Genomic DNA, 12,656 nt, shown 5'->3' on the forward strand with positions numbered 1-12,656 from the left:
GCTCCGTAACACGGAACCCTTTGTGCGTAATATAATAACAGGAAAGGATTAAAACGGCAGGTCGTCTCCGCTGTTTCCTCCACCGGCGTTAAAAGGCGCTTCCTGTGAAGTGTTGTAGTCAGGCTGACGGTCCGCTCCCGGCTGCGCCTGCATCATGCTCTCCATGCGCCATGCGTCCAGGTTGGTGATGTAGTTCACCTTGCCGTCTTTCTCCCAGCGGGTACCTTTTATATTAAAATAAACTTTAACCATTTCACCTTCGTTATGGCGGTCTACGATAGCGGTACGGTCCTGCACGCACTGAAACTTCACGTAATTCGTAATCACCCGTCCATTGATGTCATCGGTTTTCTCTATCACGAATTCCCGGGTCTTGAATGATTCACTGCGTTGAACCGTATTATACTTCACTATCAGCTTTCCGGTAATTTCAAAACTCATAAAAACAAATTTAAAATTTCAATTGCGCCAAAGATAAGTTTTTCAATATAGGATCGCTGAATTACTTTTGCACAAGTTATTCTACATTTTTGCAAACAACACCATACATTTGCACGAAATTTGAGAATAGCGAACGCAGTTTTCCAAAAAAGTGAGATACACCGAAGCCTCTGAAAAGCTCCCACCGGGACCATCATTTTTAGCGCTGGACATGGGCAATGTTATTTTACCTGTTATGTTGGTGATTTCGTGCAAATCAGCAAACAGACAGACAAATGACCTGTGAATCATGCCCGTACGGTTTAACACTTTTCATTGTGGCGAATTGCAGGCTAAACGGGTGTTTTAGCCGAAAAAATCTTGAATAAACAGGAGCCGGTATTCTGTAATTGTTCTAAATAAAACAAGGGCAGATTTATTTTTTTTTTCAACATTTTAATCAGATATTCGTCGTCCTGTCAAAAAATTCTTCAACTGCCCATATTGAAGAATTTGTATTCGAGAACACCCAAATTATAAACACGATTAATTTTTTTTAGTTAAATGAGTAAAACTTGCGAACAAGTTTGGGAAAAGTGTCTGAATATAATCAGGGATATTGTGGAATGGCAACCATTCAAAACATGGTTTGAACCGATTAAACCCGTAAAGCTTGAAAACAATGTTTTAACGATCCAGGTCCCCAGTCAGTTTTTTTATGAATACCTGGAAGAGCACTATGTTGGACTGTTAGGCAAAACGATCAAGCGCGAGTTAGGCAAAGAAGCAAGGCTGGAATATCGGATAGTGGTAGAGAATGGCACTCCCCATCAACATCCTAAAACGGTGAATATGCCCACGCAATTTACCAAGCCTCAGAAGGACAGCGAAGTAGATTTCCCGTTAACGATACAAAATCCGGTGAAAAACCCGTTTGTGATCCCGGGTATCAAACGTGTGCAGATAGATTCCCAGCTGAACCACAACTACACTTTTGAATCCTTTATTGAGGGTGATTGCAACCGTGTGGCCAGGAGAGCCGGCAAAACAGTGTCGGACAAACCGGGCGGCACCTCTTTCAATCCGCTGGTGATCTACGGCGGCGTGGGGCTTGGCAAAACGCACCTTGCCCAGGCCATCGGCAATGAAGTGAAAAGGCAGAACCCGAACAAGGCCGTTCTTTATGTAAGCGCGGAAAAATTCATCAACCAGTTCATCGACCACTCCAAGAATAATATCATCAATGACTTCATCCACTTCTATCAGCTGATAGATGTGCTGATCGTAGATGATATACAGTTCTTCGCCCGCGCGGAAAAATCGCAGGACGCCTTCTTCGCCATCTTCAACCACATTCACCAGAGCGGCAAACAGCTGATCCTTACGTCCGACAAACCGCCGAAGGACCTGGACGGCCTGCAGGAACGCCTGCTTAGCCGGTTCCGCTGGGGCCTCAGCGCGGACATGCAGATCCCTGACTTCGAGACGCGCATGGAAATTCTGGAAATGAAGATGCGGAACGACGGCCTCGAAATGCCGAAAGAAGTAGTGAAATACGTTGCCTACAACATCCAGAGCAACGTGCGGGAGCTGGAAGGCGCACTGATCTCCCTGCTCGCGCAATCTTCCCTGAACCGGAAAGAAATAGACCTGGAACTGGCCAAGCGCGTGCTGAAATCCTTCGTGAAAACATCCTCCAAGGAAATCACCATCGAAAGCATCCAGAAAATGGTCTGCGAATATTTTGATGTGCCGTACGACAAGCTGCTGCAGAAAACCCGCAAGCGCGAGATCGTGCAGGCCCGCCAGATCACCATGTACCTGGCCAAAAGTTTTACCAAGAACTCTTTAAAGACCATCGGCGAACACTTCGGAGGACGCGACCACACCACCGTGATCCACTCCTGCCAGACCGTGAAAGACCTGATGGATACCGACAACAGTTTCCGCGACAGCGTGATCGAGCTGCAACAAAAAGTGCAACTCGCCGCTATGTAATACCTATGTAACCCTATCGCAACTATCCTTGCAAAAAAATATTTGATACCGGGCCAGAGCGCCCGGTATTCTTTTTCCCGCAATAGCTGCTTATTTTTAGTATATGATAAGACTGATCACCGCCCTGTTTTGCCTCTCCACCTGGTGCATGCCCGCCGCTGCGCAACAATACACCACCGCCAACGCGCATTCGCATAACGACTATGAGCATGCCGCTCCTTTCCGGAATGCCTTCGCCCGTTCTTTCGGCTCCATAGAGGCCGATGTATACGAACGGAACGGAGAGCTGTTCGTAGCGCATGATTCATTCAGGATAACGCCGGAGCGTACATTGCGCGCCTTGTACCTCACGCCATTGCAACAAGCCATCCGGGAGAAAGGCGATTCCCTGCGCCCCCTGCAACTGCTCATCGACCTGAAATCAGCCGGTGAACGAACGCTGCAAACGCTCGTTCACCAGCTGAAACAGTTCCCGGAGATCACCGGCAACCCGAAGATCAGGCTGGTCATCAGCGGCAGCATGCCCGCCCCCGAAAAGTGGGCGCAATATCCTTCCTTCATCTGGTTCGACGGCCGCCCAACGCTTACGTACACAGACGATCAGCTGGCGCGTGTTGCGCTGATCAGCGACAGTTTCAGCCGCTATGCCAAATGGGATGGTAAAGGAACGCCGGGGAACGAGGAGGAGCTGCGCATCCGCACGGTGATCGGGAAAGTGCATGGTATGAACAAGCCTTTCCGCTTCTGGGGCACGCCGGATAATATCACTACATGGGACGTTATGATGAAGCTGGGTGTTGATTACCTGAACACGGACAAGATCGATGCGCTGGCGGATTATTTAGAGAAACGCTAGCTTGTGGCGGGCATCAGCGTAGAACACTCCGGCAGGCTGCGGACTGATGCCGCTACATACCGGACGTTCGCCATAACATTCAAGGCTGAGGCCAGCCATATTAGTGCAGGTGCCGCCAGCCGGTCAGATCAACGCATCCAGCTGCGCCTGCCACTTCTTTTCAATCTCCCTGATCTGCTCCGCCGGCACATCGTAGGCGCCGATCCAGGCCCACACGACAATATCCGCGTCAGGGGCATACCGGTCCAGCATCAAACGGAACATCGCATTGTTCAGCGCGGGAATGGTACCGCACAAGTCCTGCGGGGGATTGAGATACACCAGCGAGCCCGCGTATTCCTCCCCTAACGGCGTGGTGTATACGTAATTTTCTTCGCCGGCAGACAACCGGCCATTCACCAGGATGTTCCATATCTCTTCATGGGATTTTTTGGATTTGCGGCGTGCAAGCGCCACCAGCCTGTCTTTGCCCGCATGGTGCTCCAGGTAGTGCTTGAGGCTGAGCGATTCGGTATCCCATCCCCGGCGCACACCATCGTACATATCGTCCCAGTTACGACCGCCGCCGAACCCCGCATGCACAATGCGCAGCATCGTCTTCCCCTGTTTTGCTTCCAGGAAAAATTCCACCGCCAGCCGGCGCGGCTCCGGCGATACAATGGAATGATGCTCCTGTCCATATCCGAGCCGCAGGTAACTAAGGTCCCTTTCTTCTTCGATCTCCATGCGCCAGTCCACTTTATCTCCCCAGGAAAGCTCCACCGCTTCGCCGGGCTGCACACTTGCATGCAGCGGGAACCAGCGTTCCAGCTCTTTCGCGTCTGTGAGGGCTTTCCACACTGCTTCCACCGGCGCGTTGATCTCGCGCGTAACGTCTACTATCCTGCCGGCCTCTTTAGTTTGATGATCGTTTTTCATGTTGCTGTTTTTTAAGTGTTGGATGAGAGAATAGATGAAACTGGTACGGCCTTGCATGCGGATCGTCATCCGTGTGATATTTGGCGGCCAGCTTCATGATCGTTCTGGACAATTCTTCCGTGAAAGCATTCAATTTTTCAGGGTCGGCAAAGCGCACTTCCGTTTGCAAGGTAAAAGTGGCCAGCTTTTTCTTTGCTTTATGCGCGCCGGTCTGCAGCTCCGCCACTTCCTGTATCAGCTTTGAAGCCGCCGACACGAGATAGGAAGAAGAATATTTGTCCTGCACCTCTTCCGGGTCTGCCTGCGCGGTGTTCAATACAACGAGGTAAGACTTCGCGCTCGCCCGCATCACTCTTTCCGTGCAGTTGCCTTTCTTTCTTTCTTCCACCAATTCTATCAGCTCGTTCTTCTCCAGCTCCCGCAGATGGTAATTCAGCTGCTGCCGCGGCATTTCCAGGATGCGCGCCAGTCCCGCCGCGGAGTTGGGTTCCTTGAGATGTTCCAGGATGCTTAGCCGCAACGGATGCATCATCGACGCGGCTACCTGTGTGTCCCTGATAAATTGTGCTTTCATATCCCGAAAGTAACACCGAAAAATTAATTTTTCAAGGAAATATTTGTTTTCAGTAAAACAAACTATAAGTTATTGATATACACATGATGAAATTTAAATTATTAAAGAACGTACGAAGGTGGTATCCGTAATTGCGGTTAATTCATTAAATTGATAGAGTCACCAGACATCAACCAAAATCTAAATCTTCTTTCCCTCATGGTAACTTCTTCCACGGACGGCGTACAGCGGCGGGAAAGCCCTGTACTGGCCGTTATTACAATTGGTCTTGCTGTTGGGATACTGGATGGCCTTGCGGCCATATTGCATGCATTTCTCCGCTCGGGGGTATTACCCGGGCAAATATTCCGTTTCATTGCCAGTGCGTTGCTGGGTGAAGCGGCGTACGATGGTGGTAATGGAATCATCGCCCTGGGTGTTCTTCTTCATTTTGGGATAGCTGTTATCTGGGCGGCTGTGTTTTTCATAGCTTATCCCCGCTGGCGGTTATTGCGGCGGAACAAATGGCTGACGGGCCCGGCGTACGGGATCTTTGTGTGGCTGATGATGAACTTTGCGGTGCTGCCGCTGACGGCGTTGCCGGGCATGGCCATTAACTGGCCTTCCGCCGCCATCGGCATATTGATACATATGTTCGTGGTAGGTCTGCCGATCGTGGTAATGACGCGGCGGTGGTACGACGCGGCGCCTTAGCTCAGGGTTTCTTTAAAAAGCCGCAGCGTCCTTTCCCAGGCGAGCTTTGCGGCGGCTTCGTTATATCTTGCCGGCGATGTGTCGTTATGAAATGCGTGCTGCGTGCCCTCGTAAATGTACAGCTCATATTTGATGCCCGCGGCTTTCAGCGCCGCTTCATAAGCAGGAATGCCCGCATTCACGCGATCGTCCTTTTCCCCGTAATGCAGTTGCAGCGCTGCTTTGATCTTCGGTACATCGGCAGCATCGGGCTGTGTGCCATAAAAAGGAACGGCGGCTTTCAGGTCAGCGTTATGCACCGCCAGCTGGTTCGCCAGCGCACCGCCCCAGCAGAACCCTACGCAGCCGGCCTTCCCGTTGTATTCAGACCGTGCTTTCAGGTAATCGAAAGCATTGAGAAAATTATGCAGGTTCTTCGCTTTGTCCAGCTGCCCGAACAATCCTCTTGCTTCATCTTCATTCACGGGCGTTCCGCCGAAAGGGGACAACGCATCCGGCGCCAGCGCGAGGTAACCGGCTTTCGCCACCCTGCGCGTAACATCCTTGATGTGCGGCGTCAGGCCACGGTTTTCATGTATGACCACCACAGCACCCCGCTTCCCCGCGGCTTGCGGCCGCACCAGGTAACCTTTCATGGTAGTGCCGTCACCGGGATAGGTGATATTCTCTTCCGTCAGCCCTTCCTGCAAAGGCTGCACCGTGGCCGCATTGGCGTAGCTCGATTCGAGCAGCGGCAGCACGGTCATGGCGGCGGCCATGCTTCCGGTCAGGCGGACGAGTTGTTTCAGGAAGTCTTCCCGCTTCAGGGGTTTATGGGTGTACTCATCGAAGAGGTTGATGATGCGCTGGTCCATAGGAAAAAATTTATAGTAAATTAAGCATTTTTCCTGTGATGACGGGCGTTTCTGGTGGCAATACGGGGTAATTGCAGCCTAATCCTTCCCCGGCACCATCCGTGTAGATACACCAATGCGCGTCCACACATTGATCGTGATGATGGCCATGATGAGCTGGGACAAATATTGCCCATCGAACAATTTCGCGGCCTGCCCGTAGGTTTCGTCAGACACGCCGCCTGAGATCAGCGTCACTTCTTCCGTCAACGCGAGGATGGCCCTTTCTTCTCCGGAAAAGAACGGCGTTTCCCGCCATGCGCTCAGAGCATAGAGCCGCTGCTCCGTTTCGCCTTTCGCGCGGGCATCCCTCGTATGTATGTCGATACAAAAAGCACAGCCGTTCAGCTGCGAGGCCCTGATCTTTATCAGCTCCAGGTGAAGCGGGTTGATGCGGGAGCGGGAGATGTAGGCTTCCAGGGCGAGAATGGCCTTGTAAGCATCAGGATCTTCTTTTTTAATGCGGATTCTTTCAGACATTGTGATCATTTTTTATTACATCACAAAGTTGATACAACTCCGGCATCCAAAAAATTGAACTGGTTCAAGAAATGCGTTTCGCCCTGATCTTGCTGAGGAATTCGGGCGTAAAGCCGAGATAGGAAGCGAGCATGTATTGCGGGATGCGCTGGATGAACTCGGGGAAGCCGCCGGCAAAGTGATCATATCTTTCCTGCCCGCTTAACGAGAAGATGTATTTCACACGCAGTTGCGCGGCGTTGAGGGCCTTTTCGAGAATGATGCGGAAATATCTTTCCAGCTGCGGCACCGCCGCGAAAAGCGCATCCTGCCTGTCGCGCGGAAGACAGGCCACCGTGGTGCTTTCCACCGCCTGGATATTGAACCCTGAAGGCTGCCGCAGCTCAAGGCTCTGGTAGTCCGTCATCCACCAGTTCTCAATGGCGAACTGGCATATCTGCTCCGCATCTTTTTCCGTGGTGAACCAGGAGCGCAGCAATCCTTTCATGATGAAGTAATTCGCGGTGCAGACCCCGCCTTCTTTCAGCAGGAATTCCTTTTTCTTCAGCTCGCGTATTTCCACCGATCCTTCCAACAAAACAGCTTCTTCATTGTTTAAGGAAATATACTGGCGGATGTGTGTGATCAGCGCGTTGCAATTCATGCTGTCAAAGTTAGATCATCCGCCAAAATATTTAAATTGATTAAAACATCCACATATGCTGCTACGTGACAGGCTGTCGCTTGTCCAGGTATTTCCGCTGGGCAGCATATCCCGCGCTATAGAGATCAACCTGCCTGAAATGCCCGGCCACCAGCCGCTCCCTTCTCCCGTTGAGCCAGGAGGCGGGCAATACATGCTGTGAAACCAGCCGTAAGCATATGTAAACAGATCCCTCCTTTGGCACAATGCCACCCTCCGGAGCACAATGCGTCAAAGCCCTGCTGCGCGCATCCCGCATCCGTCTTTCTGATAATTTTCAGTAAATTTGAACGCTAATTGAAAAGAAAGTGCGTCCCAAAATCTTTTCCCGTACCTATATCTATTTATAACGTATTTCGATGTCTGAAAGATCAAGCAAACATGCAGAGGAACACCCCCCGCTGATGAAATTCCAGGTAGCTCCGGAACTGAAAGCTCACACCAGCATATCTGATCAACTCCCAAAGGACTATGAACGGTACCGCGTTCCCGGAACGATCGCCGAATTTATCAGCGGCCCCTTTGGTTGCTATTTCACCCAGGAAATCCGGCAAAAGGACTGGGTGATCGGCTGGCTGAACTTCGATATTAAAGAGAAAGTCTTCCTGCATCCCGTTACCGCGGCGCCTTTCATTGGTCTTTACTGCGGACTGAAAGGCAACATCCCCTGCGAGCTGCATGGCAGCGAAGCCATGCTGATATTGCCGGGAGACAGCTTCGGGTTTTATTATGTGCCGCAGGCCGTGATGAACAAAGCATACTTTGAGCCCTTCCACTATACCGGCGTCTACATGTCCTTCACCAGCGAATTTTTACAGAAGTTCGGCGCCAACAATCCCAGGTTCACTTCGCTGATCGAGAAACAGGTGAAACGGGTGATGGAAGGCGAGCAGGTGGATGTGATCTCCCTGAGCCCGGAAGCCCACTCCATCATCAAGAACATGCGGTTCCGCGCGGAAGATGATCCGCATTTCCTGATCTTCCAGGACATTAAGGTGAACGAGTTGCTGCTCCTGTATTTCGAGCTGCTGAGGGCATCGCAGCATGTGCCGCCGCATATTCAGAAATCACTCGGCTTCATTGCGGAATACTACGATACCCAGCTGACCATACCTGAACTGGCGGAGCAGGCCGGTCTTTCCGAAGAGGTCTTCCGGAAAGAGTTCAAGGCGGCGACCGGCATGGCGCCGGACCGCTATCTGAAGAAATTCAGAACGGAAAAGGCGGAACACCTGCTGCGTACTACGGACCTGAAGATCGGCGAGATCGTTGCCAAGACCGGGTTTACGGACAATGCGCACCTGAGCAGGACCTTCATGGAAAAGCATAAAATGACGCCCACGGCTTTCCGGGCGCAAAACCGGTAATCCCCGCAAAGCATACAATTTTTCGCCTGCAACCATACAAATCATTTTGAGAAATTCTCTCTTACTTTGTCATCAAAGGCCGGGAAGCCTCTGCAATGTGCTCCTATTAGCCCGGTACTTTGCTCTTTACAGATTAACTAGTTTTTTTCTTCAATTAGCTTAAAACACAAACTGTTTGTTTCTCCAACTTAGCTCAATACCGCTTCAAAAAGCGGGCAACTGATCCTCTCCAAGCCTTTCTGTAAGCCACCAGGTAATTCACATGGCCGGCTTGCGGAAAGGTTATTAGTTGCTTCGGCCCCTGCAGGCCGCTGTATATTTCATCAATTTCTTTTCTTGTGACCCTTTCGTCCTGCTCACCGTAAAACAGCAAGGTGGGGATGTTCACCGTTTTGGCATAGTCAACAGGCCGGTGCCCGAATCCCCAGAAGCCATGCTGCACGCCGCCCCAGAACACCAGGAATCCCGCCAGTGGAAATCCCGGCACCCCCACCGCCCGGAAACGCGCGCTGGCCGCTTTGTACAAAGAACCGAACGGGCATTCCAGCACCAGCGCCGCCGGTTGTATCCGGTAATCCTTCACTGCCTTCAGCACGGCCACAGCGCCCATGGAAGTACCGAACAAATAAATGTTCTTTTCTCCCGCATGCGTCAGATAATCGTATACCGCCTTCACATCTTCCGCTTCCTTAAAACCGATGGTAGTGGCATTTCCGCCGGAGTTGCCGGAGCCCATGAAATCCGCCAGCAGCACATTGTACCCCAGCCTCCGGAATTCCTCCGCTTTATCCAGCATGGAAGATCTCATTCCCCCGTACCCGTGAAAGACAGCTACCGTGCCTTTTGCGCCTGGCGTTTCTATGAGCCAGCATTCGATCCGCTCATGGCTTTGCAGCATGATGGTGCGGTAGGGGCCGGACGGCTTGCCGCGGTTGACCGGCCGCGGATTGTCCACTCCCAGGCAGATCGTTTTCAGCTTGCCGGCGAAGGACAAGGTATGCGGATCGGTTTTCGGCGCGCGCGTATCGCTGAAATGCGTAAACTTCCAGGCATGAAAAAATGCAAATAGATTGACCAGGATGAACAGGCTGAAGATGCTCCATCCTGCGCGTTTTAAAAACCGTTTGCCCATAATTTAAAATTCAGACACGCTCAAAAGCTTCGGGATATACCACCGTTCCGGAAGCGTCATCCAGCGCGCCGGGCTTCAGCTCCATGGCCATGAACACCTCTTCCGGCACGTCGTACAATGTTGTAATGCCCCATTTTGCCGCGGGCGCAAAACCAAACTTCGGGTAATAGTCCGCATGCCCCAGCACGATCACAGCCGTAAACCCCGCTTCCCCGGCGCGCCGCAGCCCTTCCGTGATCAGCCGCCCGCCGATGCCCCGGCGCTGGAAATCCGGGTGCACCGCCATGGGCGCCAGCGCCAGGCTTTCTATCCGTGCGCCGTTCTCCCGTGCAATGAATATCCGGGTAAAAAGAATATGCCCCACGGCCATGCCGTCCACTTCCGCCAGCAGCGAAAGCGCCGGAACAAAGCTGCCCCCTTCCCTTAAAAACCCGATCAGCCGGCTTTCATCCTCCCGTCCGAATGCCAGCCTGTTCACTTCATAAATATGACCGGCGTCGGATGTTTCTTCCGGGCGTATGCGGATGTTCATGATGCGATCATTTTGCCTCAATTTACGACACTGCCCTGTAGTAAAAAAAGGACTGCCTGCCGGGTTGATATCCAATTCAGGTATTTTAAATATATTTACTGCTGTATTGTACCCAGTTAACCTTTTATGCATAACAATCTATCTTATCACTAAAACAACGCAAATGAAAAAACTGATCGCTGAATTCATCGGAACATTCTGGCTGGTCCTTGGTGGATGTGGCAGCGCCGTACTGGCCGCAGCTTTTCCGGACGTGGGGATCGGACTGGCGGGCGTGGCGCTGGCTTTCGGCCTCACGGTGCTGACGATCGCTTATTCGCTGGGGCACATCTCCGGCGCGCATCTCAATCCCGCCGTATCCATAGGGTTGTGGATAGGCGGGCGTTTCTCCAGCAAGGAGCTGATTCCGTACATCGTTGCACAGGTACTTGGGGCGGTGGCCGCGGCGGGCGTCCTGTACATCATTGCCACCGGCAATGGCAGTGAAGTGGGTACTTTTGCCGCAAACGGGTATGACGAGCTGTCGCCCGGCAAATACAGCATGACGGCCGCGCTGGTAACGGAAGTAGTGATGACTGCCATGTTCCTGCTGATCATTCTCGGCGCAACGGACGACCGGGCGCCCAAAGGTTTTGCCGGCATCGCCATTGGCCTTGCGCTGACGCTCATTCACCTGATCAGCATCCCGGTTACAAATACGTCCGTTAATCCGGCCCGGAGTACCAGCCAGGCGATCTTCGCCGGTGGAGCTGCGTTGGGACAGCTGTGGCTTTTCTGGGTAGCCCCCATCATCGGCGCGGTCATCGCCGGTTTGATCTATAAAGGAGTGTTCGCTGAGAAGAAATAATTTTTGACTAAAGAAAGGAGGCCGTCAATGCACGTTAGTGATATTGACGGCCTCTTTTATTTTATGCCGATGACAGACGGGCTGATCTTTTTATGCCCGCCTGTTACAACACCAGCTGCTCATACAGGCGCGTCAGCGCCGCCTGCGGATCTCCATTCAACCCCGGATGTACCCTGGACGTTTGCACTACGGTACTGCGCATGGCCGTCAGCCAGCGGAACCGCGAAGCGATATCGAGCCTTGCGATAGGCCCGCCATCTTTTTCGCCATTGCATATTTTTTCAAAAGCAGCGAGGTAGGATTGCAGCTCGGGAACGTCCAGGCTGGCGCAAAATGCGTGTAGGCGCACTTCATCCAGCGAATACATCATCCGCAGAAATTTCATTTGCCTGCAATAGAGCACTACGCCTACATTGAGGAATTCCTCCCGTTCCACCCGGGGCACCACGCGGATAACGGCGTACTCAAATAAGTGATTTCCTTGCATGCTGCGCTTCTTTTACAAAAATTTCAGATGATGCGATCCTTGCCGTCAAAAACCGGGCGTATACTTCCCGGCGGTCCGCTGCTATAGCGTCTGACGCGGATGCGGTGAGCCATTCGTCCGGTATAAGCTCTACAATGGAGCGGACCTTTTCTTCGGTGAGCATCGCGCGGTATGCGGCGTCCACTTCATCCAGCTCCGCCGCCTGCGGCAGCAGCACATGATCCTTTACCTGTACGAAAGGGCGCAACGACTGTTCGGCCCAGTTATCCCAGGAATGATGGAAGTAAAGCGACGCGCCATGATCGATCAGCCACAGTTCTTTATTCCATACGAGCATATTGGTATTGCGCGCCGTGCGGTCCACATTCGTCAGCAGGCAATCCAGCCATACGATCTGTGAAGCCAGTTTCGGTTCAATGACCGTAACGGCGGGATCGTATGTGATGGAGCCGGAAAGGTAATGCAGCGCAAGGTTCTGGCCTACGCTGGCTTTCAGCAGGTCCTGTATTTCTTCATCCGGTTCCGTCCGGCCGAAGGCCGTATCCAGGTTAGCGAATACGATCTCCGGCACCTTCAGGCCCAGCGCCCTTGCCAGCTCACCACCCAGAAGATCGGCGATCAGCGCTTTCACGCCCTGACCCGCTCCGCGGAACTTGAGCACATATAAAAAACCATCATCGGCCTCCGCGATCGCCGGCAAAGAGCCGCCTTCGCGCAGCGGCGTCACGTAACGGGTCACATTCACGGTCCTGACGGGTGATGAATCTATTTGCATAT

General features: G+C 52.3%; 16 protein-coding genes. 6 read left to right on the forward strand and 10 right to left on the reverse strand.

From position 1 onward, the window contains the following. Positions 1-48: 48 nt before the first annotated feature. On the reverse strand, positions 49-441 hold the full coding sequence (locus CCY01nite_RS03580; protein WP_146857922.1) for a DUF3127 domain-containing protein: 393 nt from the start codon (positions 439-441) through the stop codon (positions 49-51). Between the two features lie 543 nt (positions 442-984). On the opposite strand from CCY01nite_RS03580, the gene dnaA reads away from it, so the two are divergent. Beyond that, positions 985-2,418, forward strand: coding sequence for a chromosomal replication initiator protein DnaA (gene dnaA, locus CCY01nite_RS03585; RefSeq protein ID WP_146857923.1), 1,434 nt, complete (start codon positions 985-987; stop codon positions 2,416-2,418). A gap of 103 nt (positions 2,419-2,521) precedes the next feature. Continuing rightward, positions 2,522-3,274: a phosphatidylinositol-specific phospholipase C/glycerophosphodiester phosphodiesterase family protein gene (locus CCY01nite_RS03590; protein WP_146857924.1), complete on the forward strand. Its 753-nt coding sequence runs from the start codon at positions 2,522-2,524 to the stop codon at positions 3,272-3,274. A 123-nt stretch (positions 3,275-3,397) separates the two neighbouring features. Here the strand turns inward: CCY01nite_RS03590 and CCY01nite_RS03595 are convergent, their stop codons facing one another. Both CCY01nite_RS03595 and CCY01nite_RS03600 read right to left on the reverse strand, forming a co-directional pair. Further along, positions 3,398-4,192: an SRPBCC family protein gene (locus CCY01nite_RS03595; RefSeq protein WP_186830879.1), complete on the reverse strand. Its 795-nt coding sequence runs from the start codon at positions 4,190-4,192 to the stop codon at positions 3,398-3,400. Beyond that, positions 4,170-4,766, reverse strand: a complete 597-nt coding sequence (locus CCY01nite_RS03600; protein ID WP_146857926.1) for a winged helix-turn-helix domain-containing protein — start codon at positions 4,764-4,766, stop codon at positions 4,170-4,172. Before CCY01nite_RS03600 ends, CCY01nite_RS03595 begins: the two co-directional genes overlap by 23 nt. A gap of 198 nt (positions 4,767-4,964) precedes the next feature. On the opposite strand from CCY01nite_RS03600, the gene CCY01nite_RS03605 reads away from it, so the two are divergent. Beyond that, a complete protein-coding gene (locus CCY01nite_RS03605) occupies positions 4,965-5,459 on the forward strand; it encodes a hypothetical protein (protein ID WP_246129842.1) in 495 nt (164 codons plus the stop codon). Here CCY01nite_RS03605 and CCY01nite_RS03610 read toward each other — a convergent pair. The 3 genes from CCY01nite_RS03610 to CCY01nite_RS03620 form a co-directional block, all read right to left on the reverse strand. After that, entirely contained in the window at positions 5,456-6,313 is an 858-nt protein-coding gene (locus CCY01nite_RS03610) for a dienelactone hydrolase family protein (RefSeq protein WP_146857927.1), read from the reverse strand. The genes CCY01nite_RS03605 and CCY01nite_RS03610 overlap by 4 nt on opposite strands. A 78-nt stretch (positions 6,314-6,391) precedes the next feature. Next, entirely contained in the window at positions 6,392-6,832 is a 441-nt protein-coding gene (locus CCY01nite_RS03615) for a carboxymuconolactone decarboxylase family protein (protein ID WP_146857928.1), read from the reverse strand. A 64-nt stretch (positions 6,833-6,896) separates the two neighbouring features. After that, positions 6,897-7,475 (reverse strand): Crp/Fnr family transcriptional regulator, encoded by a 579-nt coding sequence (locus CCY01nite_RS03620; protein WP_146857929.1) that lies wholly within the window; start codon positions 7,473-7,475, stop codon positions 6,897-6,899. A gap of 55 nt (positions 7,476-7,530) precedes the next feature. Between CCY01nite_RS03620 and CCY01nite_RS26525 the strand changes: the two genes are divergently transcribed. Both CCY01nite_RS26525 and CCY01nite_RS03625 read left to right on the forward strand, forming a co-directional pair. Beyond that, positions 7,531-7,677 carry a hypothetical protein gene (locus CCY01nite_RS26525; protein WP_186830880.1) on the forward strand — a complete coding sequence of 49 codons (147 nt, stop codon included), beginning with the start codon at positions 7,531-7,533 and terminating at the stop codon, positions 7,675-7,677. Positions 7,678-7,873: 196 nt separating this feature from the next. Further along, positions 7,874-8,881, forward strand: a complete 1,008-nt coding sequence (locus CCY01nite_RS03625; protein WP_146857930.1) for a helix-turn-helix domain-containing protein — start codon at positions 7,874-7,876, stop codon at positions 8,879-8,881. Positions 8,882-9,074: 193 nt separating this feature from the next. On the opposite strand, the gene CCY01nite_RS03630 is transcribed toward CCY01nite_RS03625, so the two are convergent. Beyond that, positions 9,075-10,013, reverse strand: coding sequence for an alpha/beta hydrolase (locus CCY01nite_RS03630; protein ID WP_146857931.1), 939 nt, complete (start codon positions 10,011-10,013; stop codon positions 9,075-9,077). 10 nt (positions 10,014-10,023) lie between these two features. Then, positions 10,024-10,545, reverse strand: a complete 522-nt coding sequence (locus CCY01nite_RS03635) for a GNAT family N-acetyltransferase (RefSeq protein ID WP_146857932.1) — start codon at positions 10,543-10,545, stop codon at positions 10,024-10,026. A 106-nt stretch (positions 10,546-10,651) separates the two neighbouring features. Here CCY01nite_RS03635 and aqpZ point away from each other — a divergent pair, with 106 nt between their 5' ends. Beyond that, positions 10,652-11,392: an aquaporin Z gene (gene aqpZ, locus CCY01nite_RS03640; protein ID WP_371863612.1), complete on the forward strand. Its 741-nt coding sequence runs from the start codon at positions 10,652-10,654 to the stop codon at positions 11,390-11,392. Between the two features lie 103 nt (positions 11,393-11,495). Here the strand turns inward: aqpZ and CCY01nite_RS03645 are convergent, their stop codons facing one another. Both CCY01nite_RS03645 and CCY01nite_RS03650 read right to left on the reverse strand, forming a co-directional pair. Then, the gene (locus CCY01nite_RS03645; protein ID WP_146857934.1) at positions 11,496-11,879 is read right to left on the reverse strand and encodes a DUF3037 domain-containing protein; all 384 of its coding nucleotides are present in this window, start codon (positions 11,877-11,879) and stop codon (positions 11,496-11,498) included. Next, the gene (locus CCY01nite_RS03650) at positions 11,857-12,654 is read right to left on the reverse strand and encodes a HipA family kinase (RefSeq protein ID WP_222614301.1); all 798 of its coding nucleotides are present in this window, start codon (positions 12,652-12,654) and stop codon (positions 11,857-11,859) included. Before CCY01nite_RS03650 ends, CCY01nite_RS03645 begins: the two co-directional genes overlap by 23 nt. Between the last annotated feature and the right edge of the window lie 2 nt (positions 12,655-12,656).

This window comes from Chitinophaga cymbidii (genome assembly GCF_007992715.1).
Taxonomy (GTDB): Bacteria; Bacteroidota; Bacteroidia; order Chitinophagales; family Chitinophagaceae; genus Chitinophaga; species Chitinophaga cymbidii.

Coding starts and splice junctions, on each gene's coding strand:
- CCY01nite_RS03580 (WP_146857922.1), bottom strand. CDS start 441: ATGAGTTTTGAAATTACCGGAAAGCTGATAGTGAAGTATAATACGGTT.
- dnaA (WP_146857923.1), top strand. CDS start 985: ATGAGTAAAACTTGCGAACAAGTTTGGGAAAAGTGTCTGAATATAATC.
- CCY01nite_RS03590 (WP_146857924.1), top strand. CDS start 2,522: ATGATAAGACTGATCACCGCCCTGTTTTGCCTCTCCACCTGGTGCATG.
- CCY01nite_RS03595 (WP_186830879.1), bottom strand. CDS start 4,192: ATGAAAAACGATCATCAAACTAAAGAGGCCGGCAGGATAGTAGACGTT.
- CCY01nite_RS03600 (WP_146857926.1), bottom strand. CDS start 4,766: ATGAAAGCACAATTTATCAGGGACACACAGGTAGCCGCGTCGATGATG.
- CCY01nite_RS03605 (WP_246129842.1), top strand. CDS start 4,965: ATGGTAACTTCTTCCACGGACGGCGTACAGCGGCGGGAAAGCCCTGTA.
- CCY01nite_RS03610 (WP_146857927.1), bottom strand. CDS start 6,313: ATGGACCAGCGCATCATCAACCTCTTCGATGAGTACACCCATAAACCC.
- CCY01nite_RS03615 (WP_146857928.1), bottom strand. CDS start 6,832: ATGTCTGAAAGAATCCGCATTAAAAAAGAAGATCCTGATGCTTACAAG.
- CCY01nite_RS03620 (WP_146857929.1), bottom strand. CDS start 7,475: ATGAATTGCAACGCGCTGATCACACACATCCGCCAGTATATTTCCTTA.
- CCY01nite_RS26525 (WP_186830880.1), top strand. CDS start 7,531: ATGCTGCTACGTGACAGGCTGTCGCTTGTCCAGGTATTTCCGCTGGGC.
- CCY01nite_RS03625 (WP_146857930.1), top strand. CDS start 7,874: ATGTCTGAAAGATCAAGCAAACATGCAGAGGAACACCCCCCGCTGATG.
- CCY01nite_RS03630 (WP_146857931.1), bottom strand. CDS start 10,013: ATGGGCAAACGGTTTTTAAAACGCGCAGGATGGAGCATCTTCAGCCTG.
- CCY01nite_RS03635 (WP_146857932.1), bottom strand. CDS start 10,545: ATGAACATCCGCATACGCCCGGAAGAAACATCCGACGCCGGTCATATT.
- CCY01nite_RS03645 (WP_146857934.1), bottom strand. CDS start 11,879: ATGCAAGGAAATCACTTATTTGAGTACGCCGTTATCCGCGTGGTGCCC.
- CCY01nite_RS03650 (WP_222614301.1), bottom strand. CDS start 12,654: ATGCAAATAGATTCATCACCCGTCAGGACCGTGAATGTGACCCGTTAC.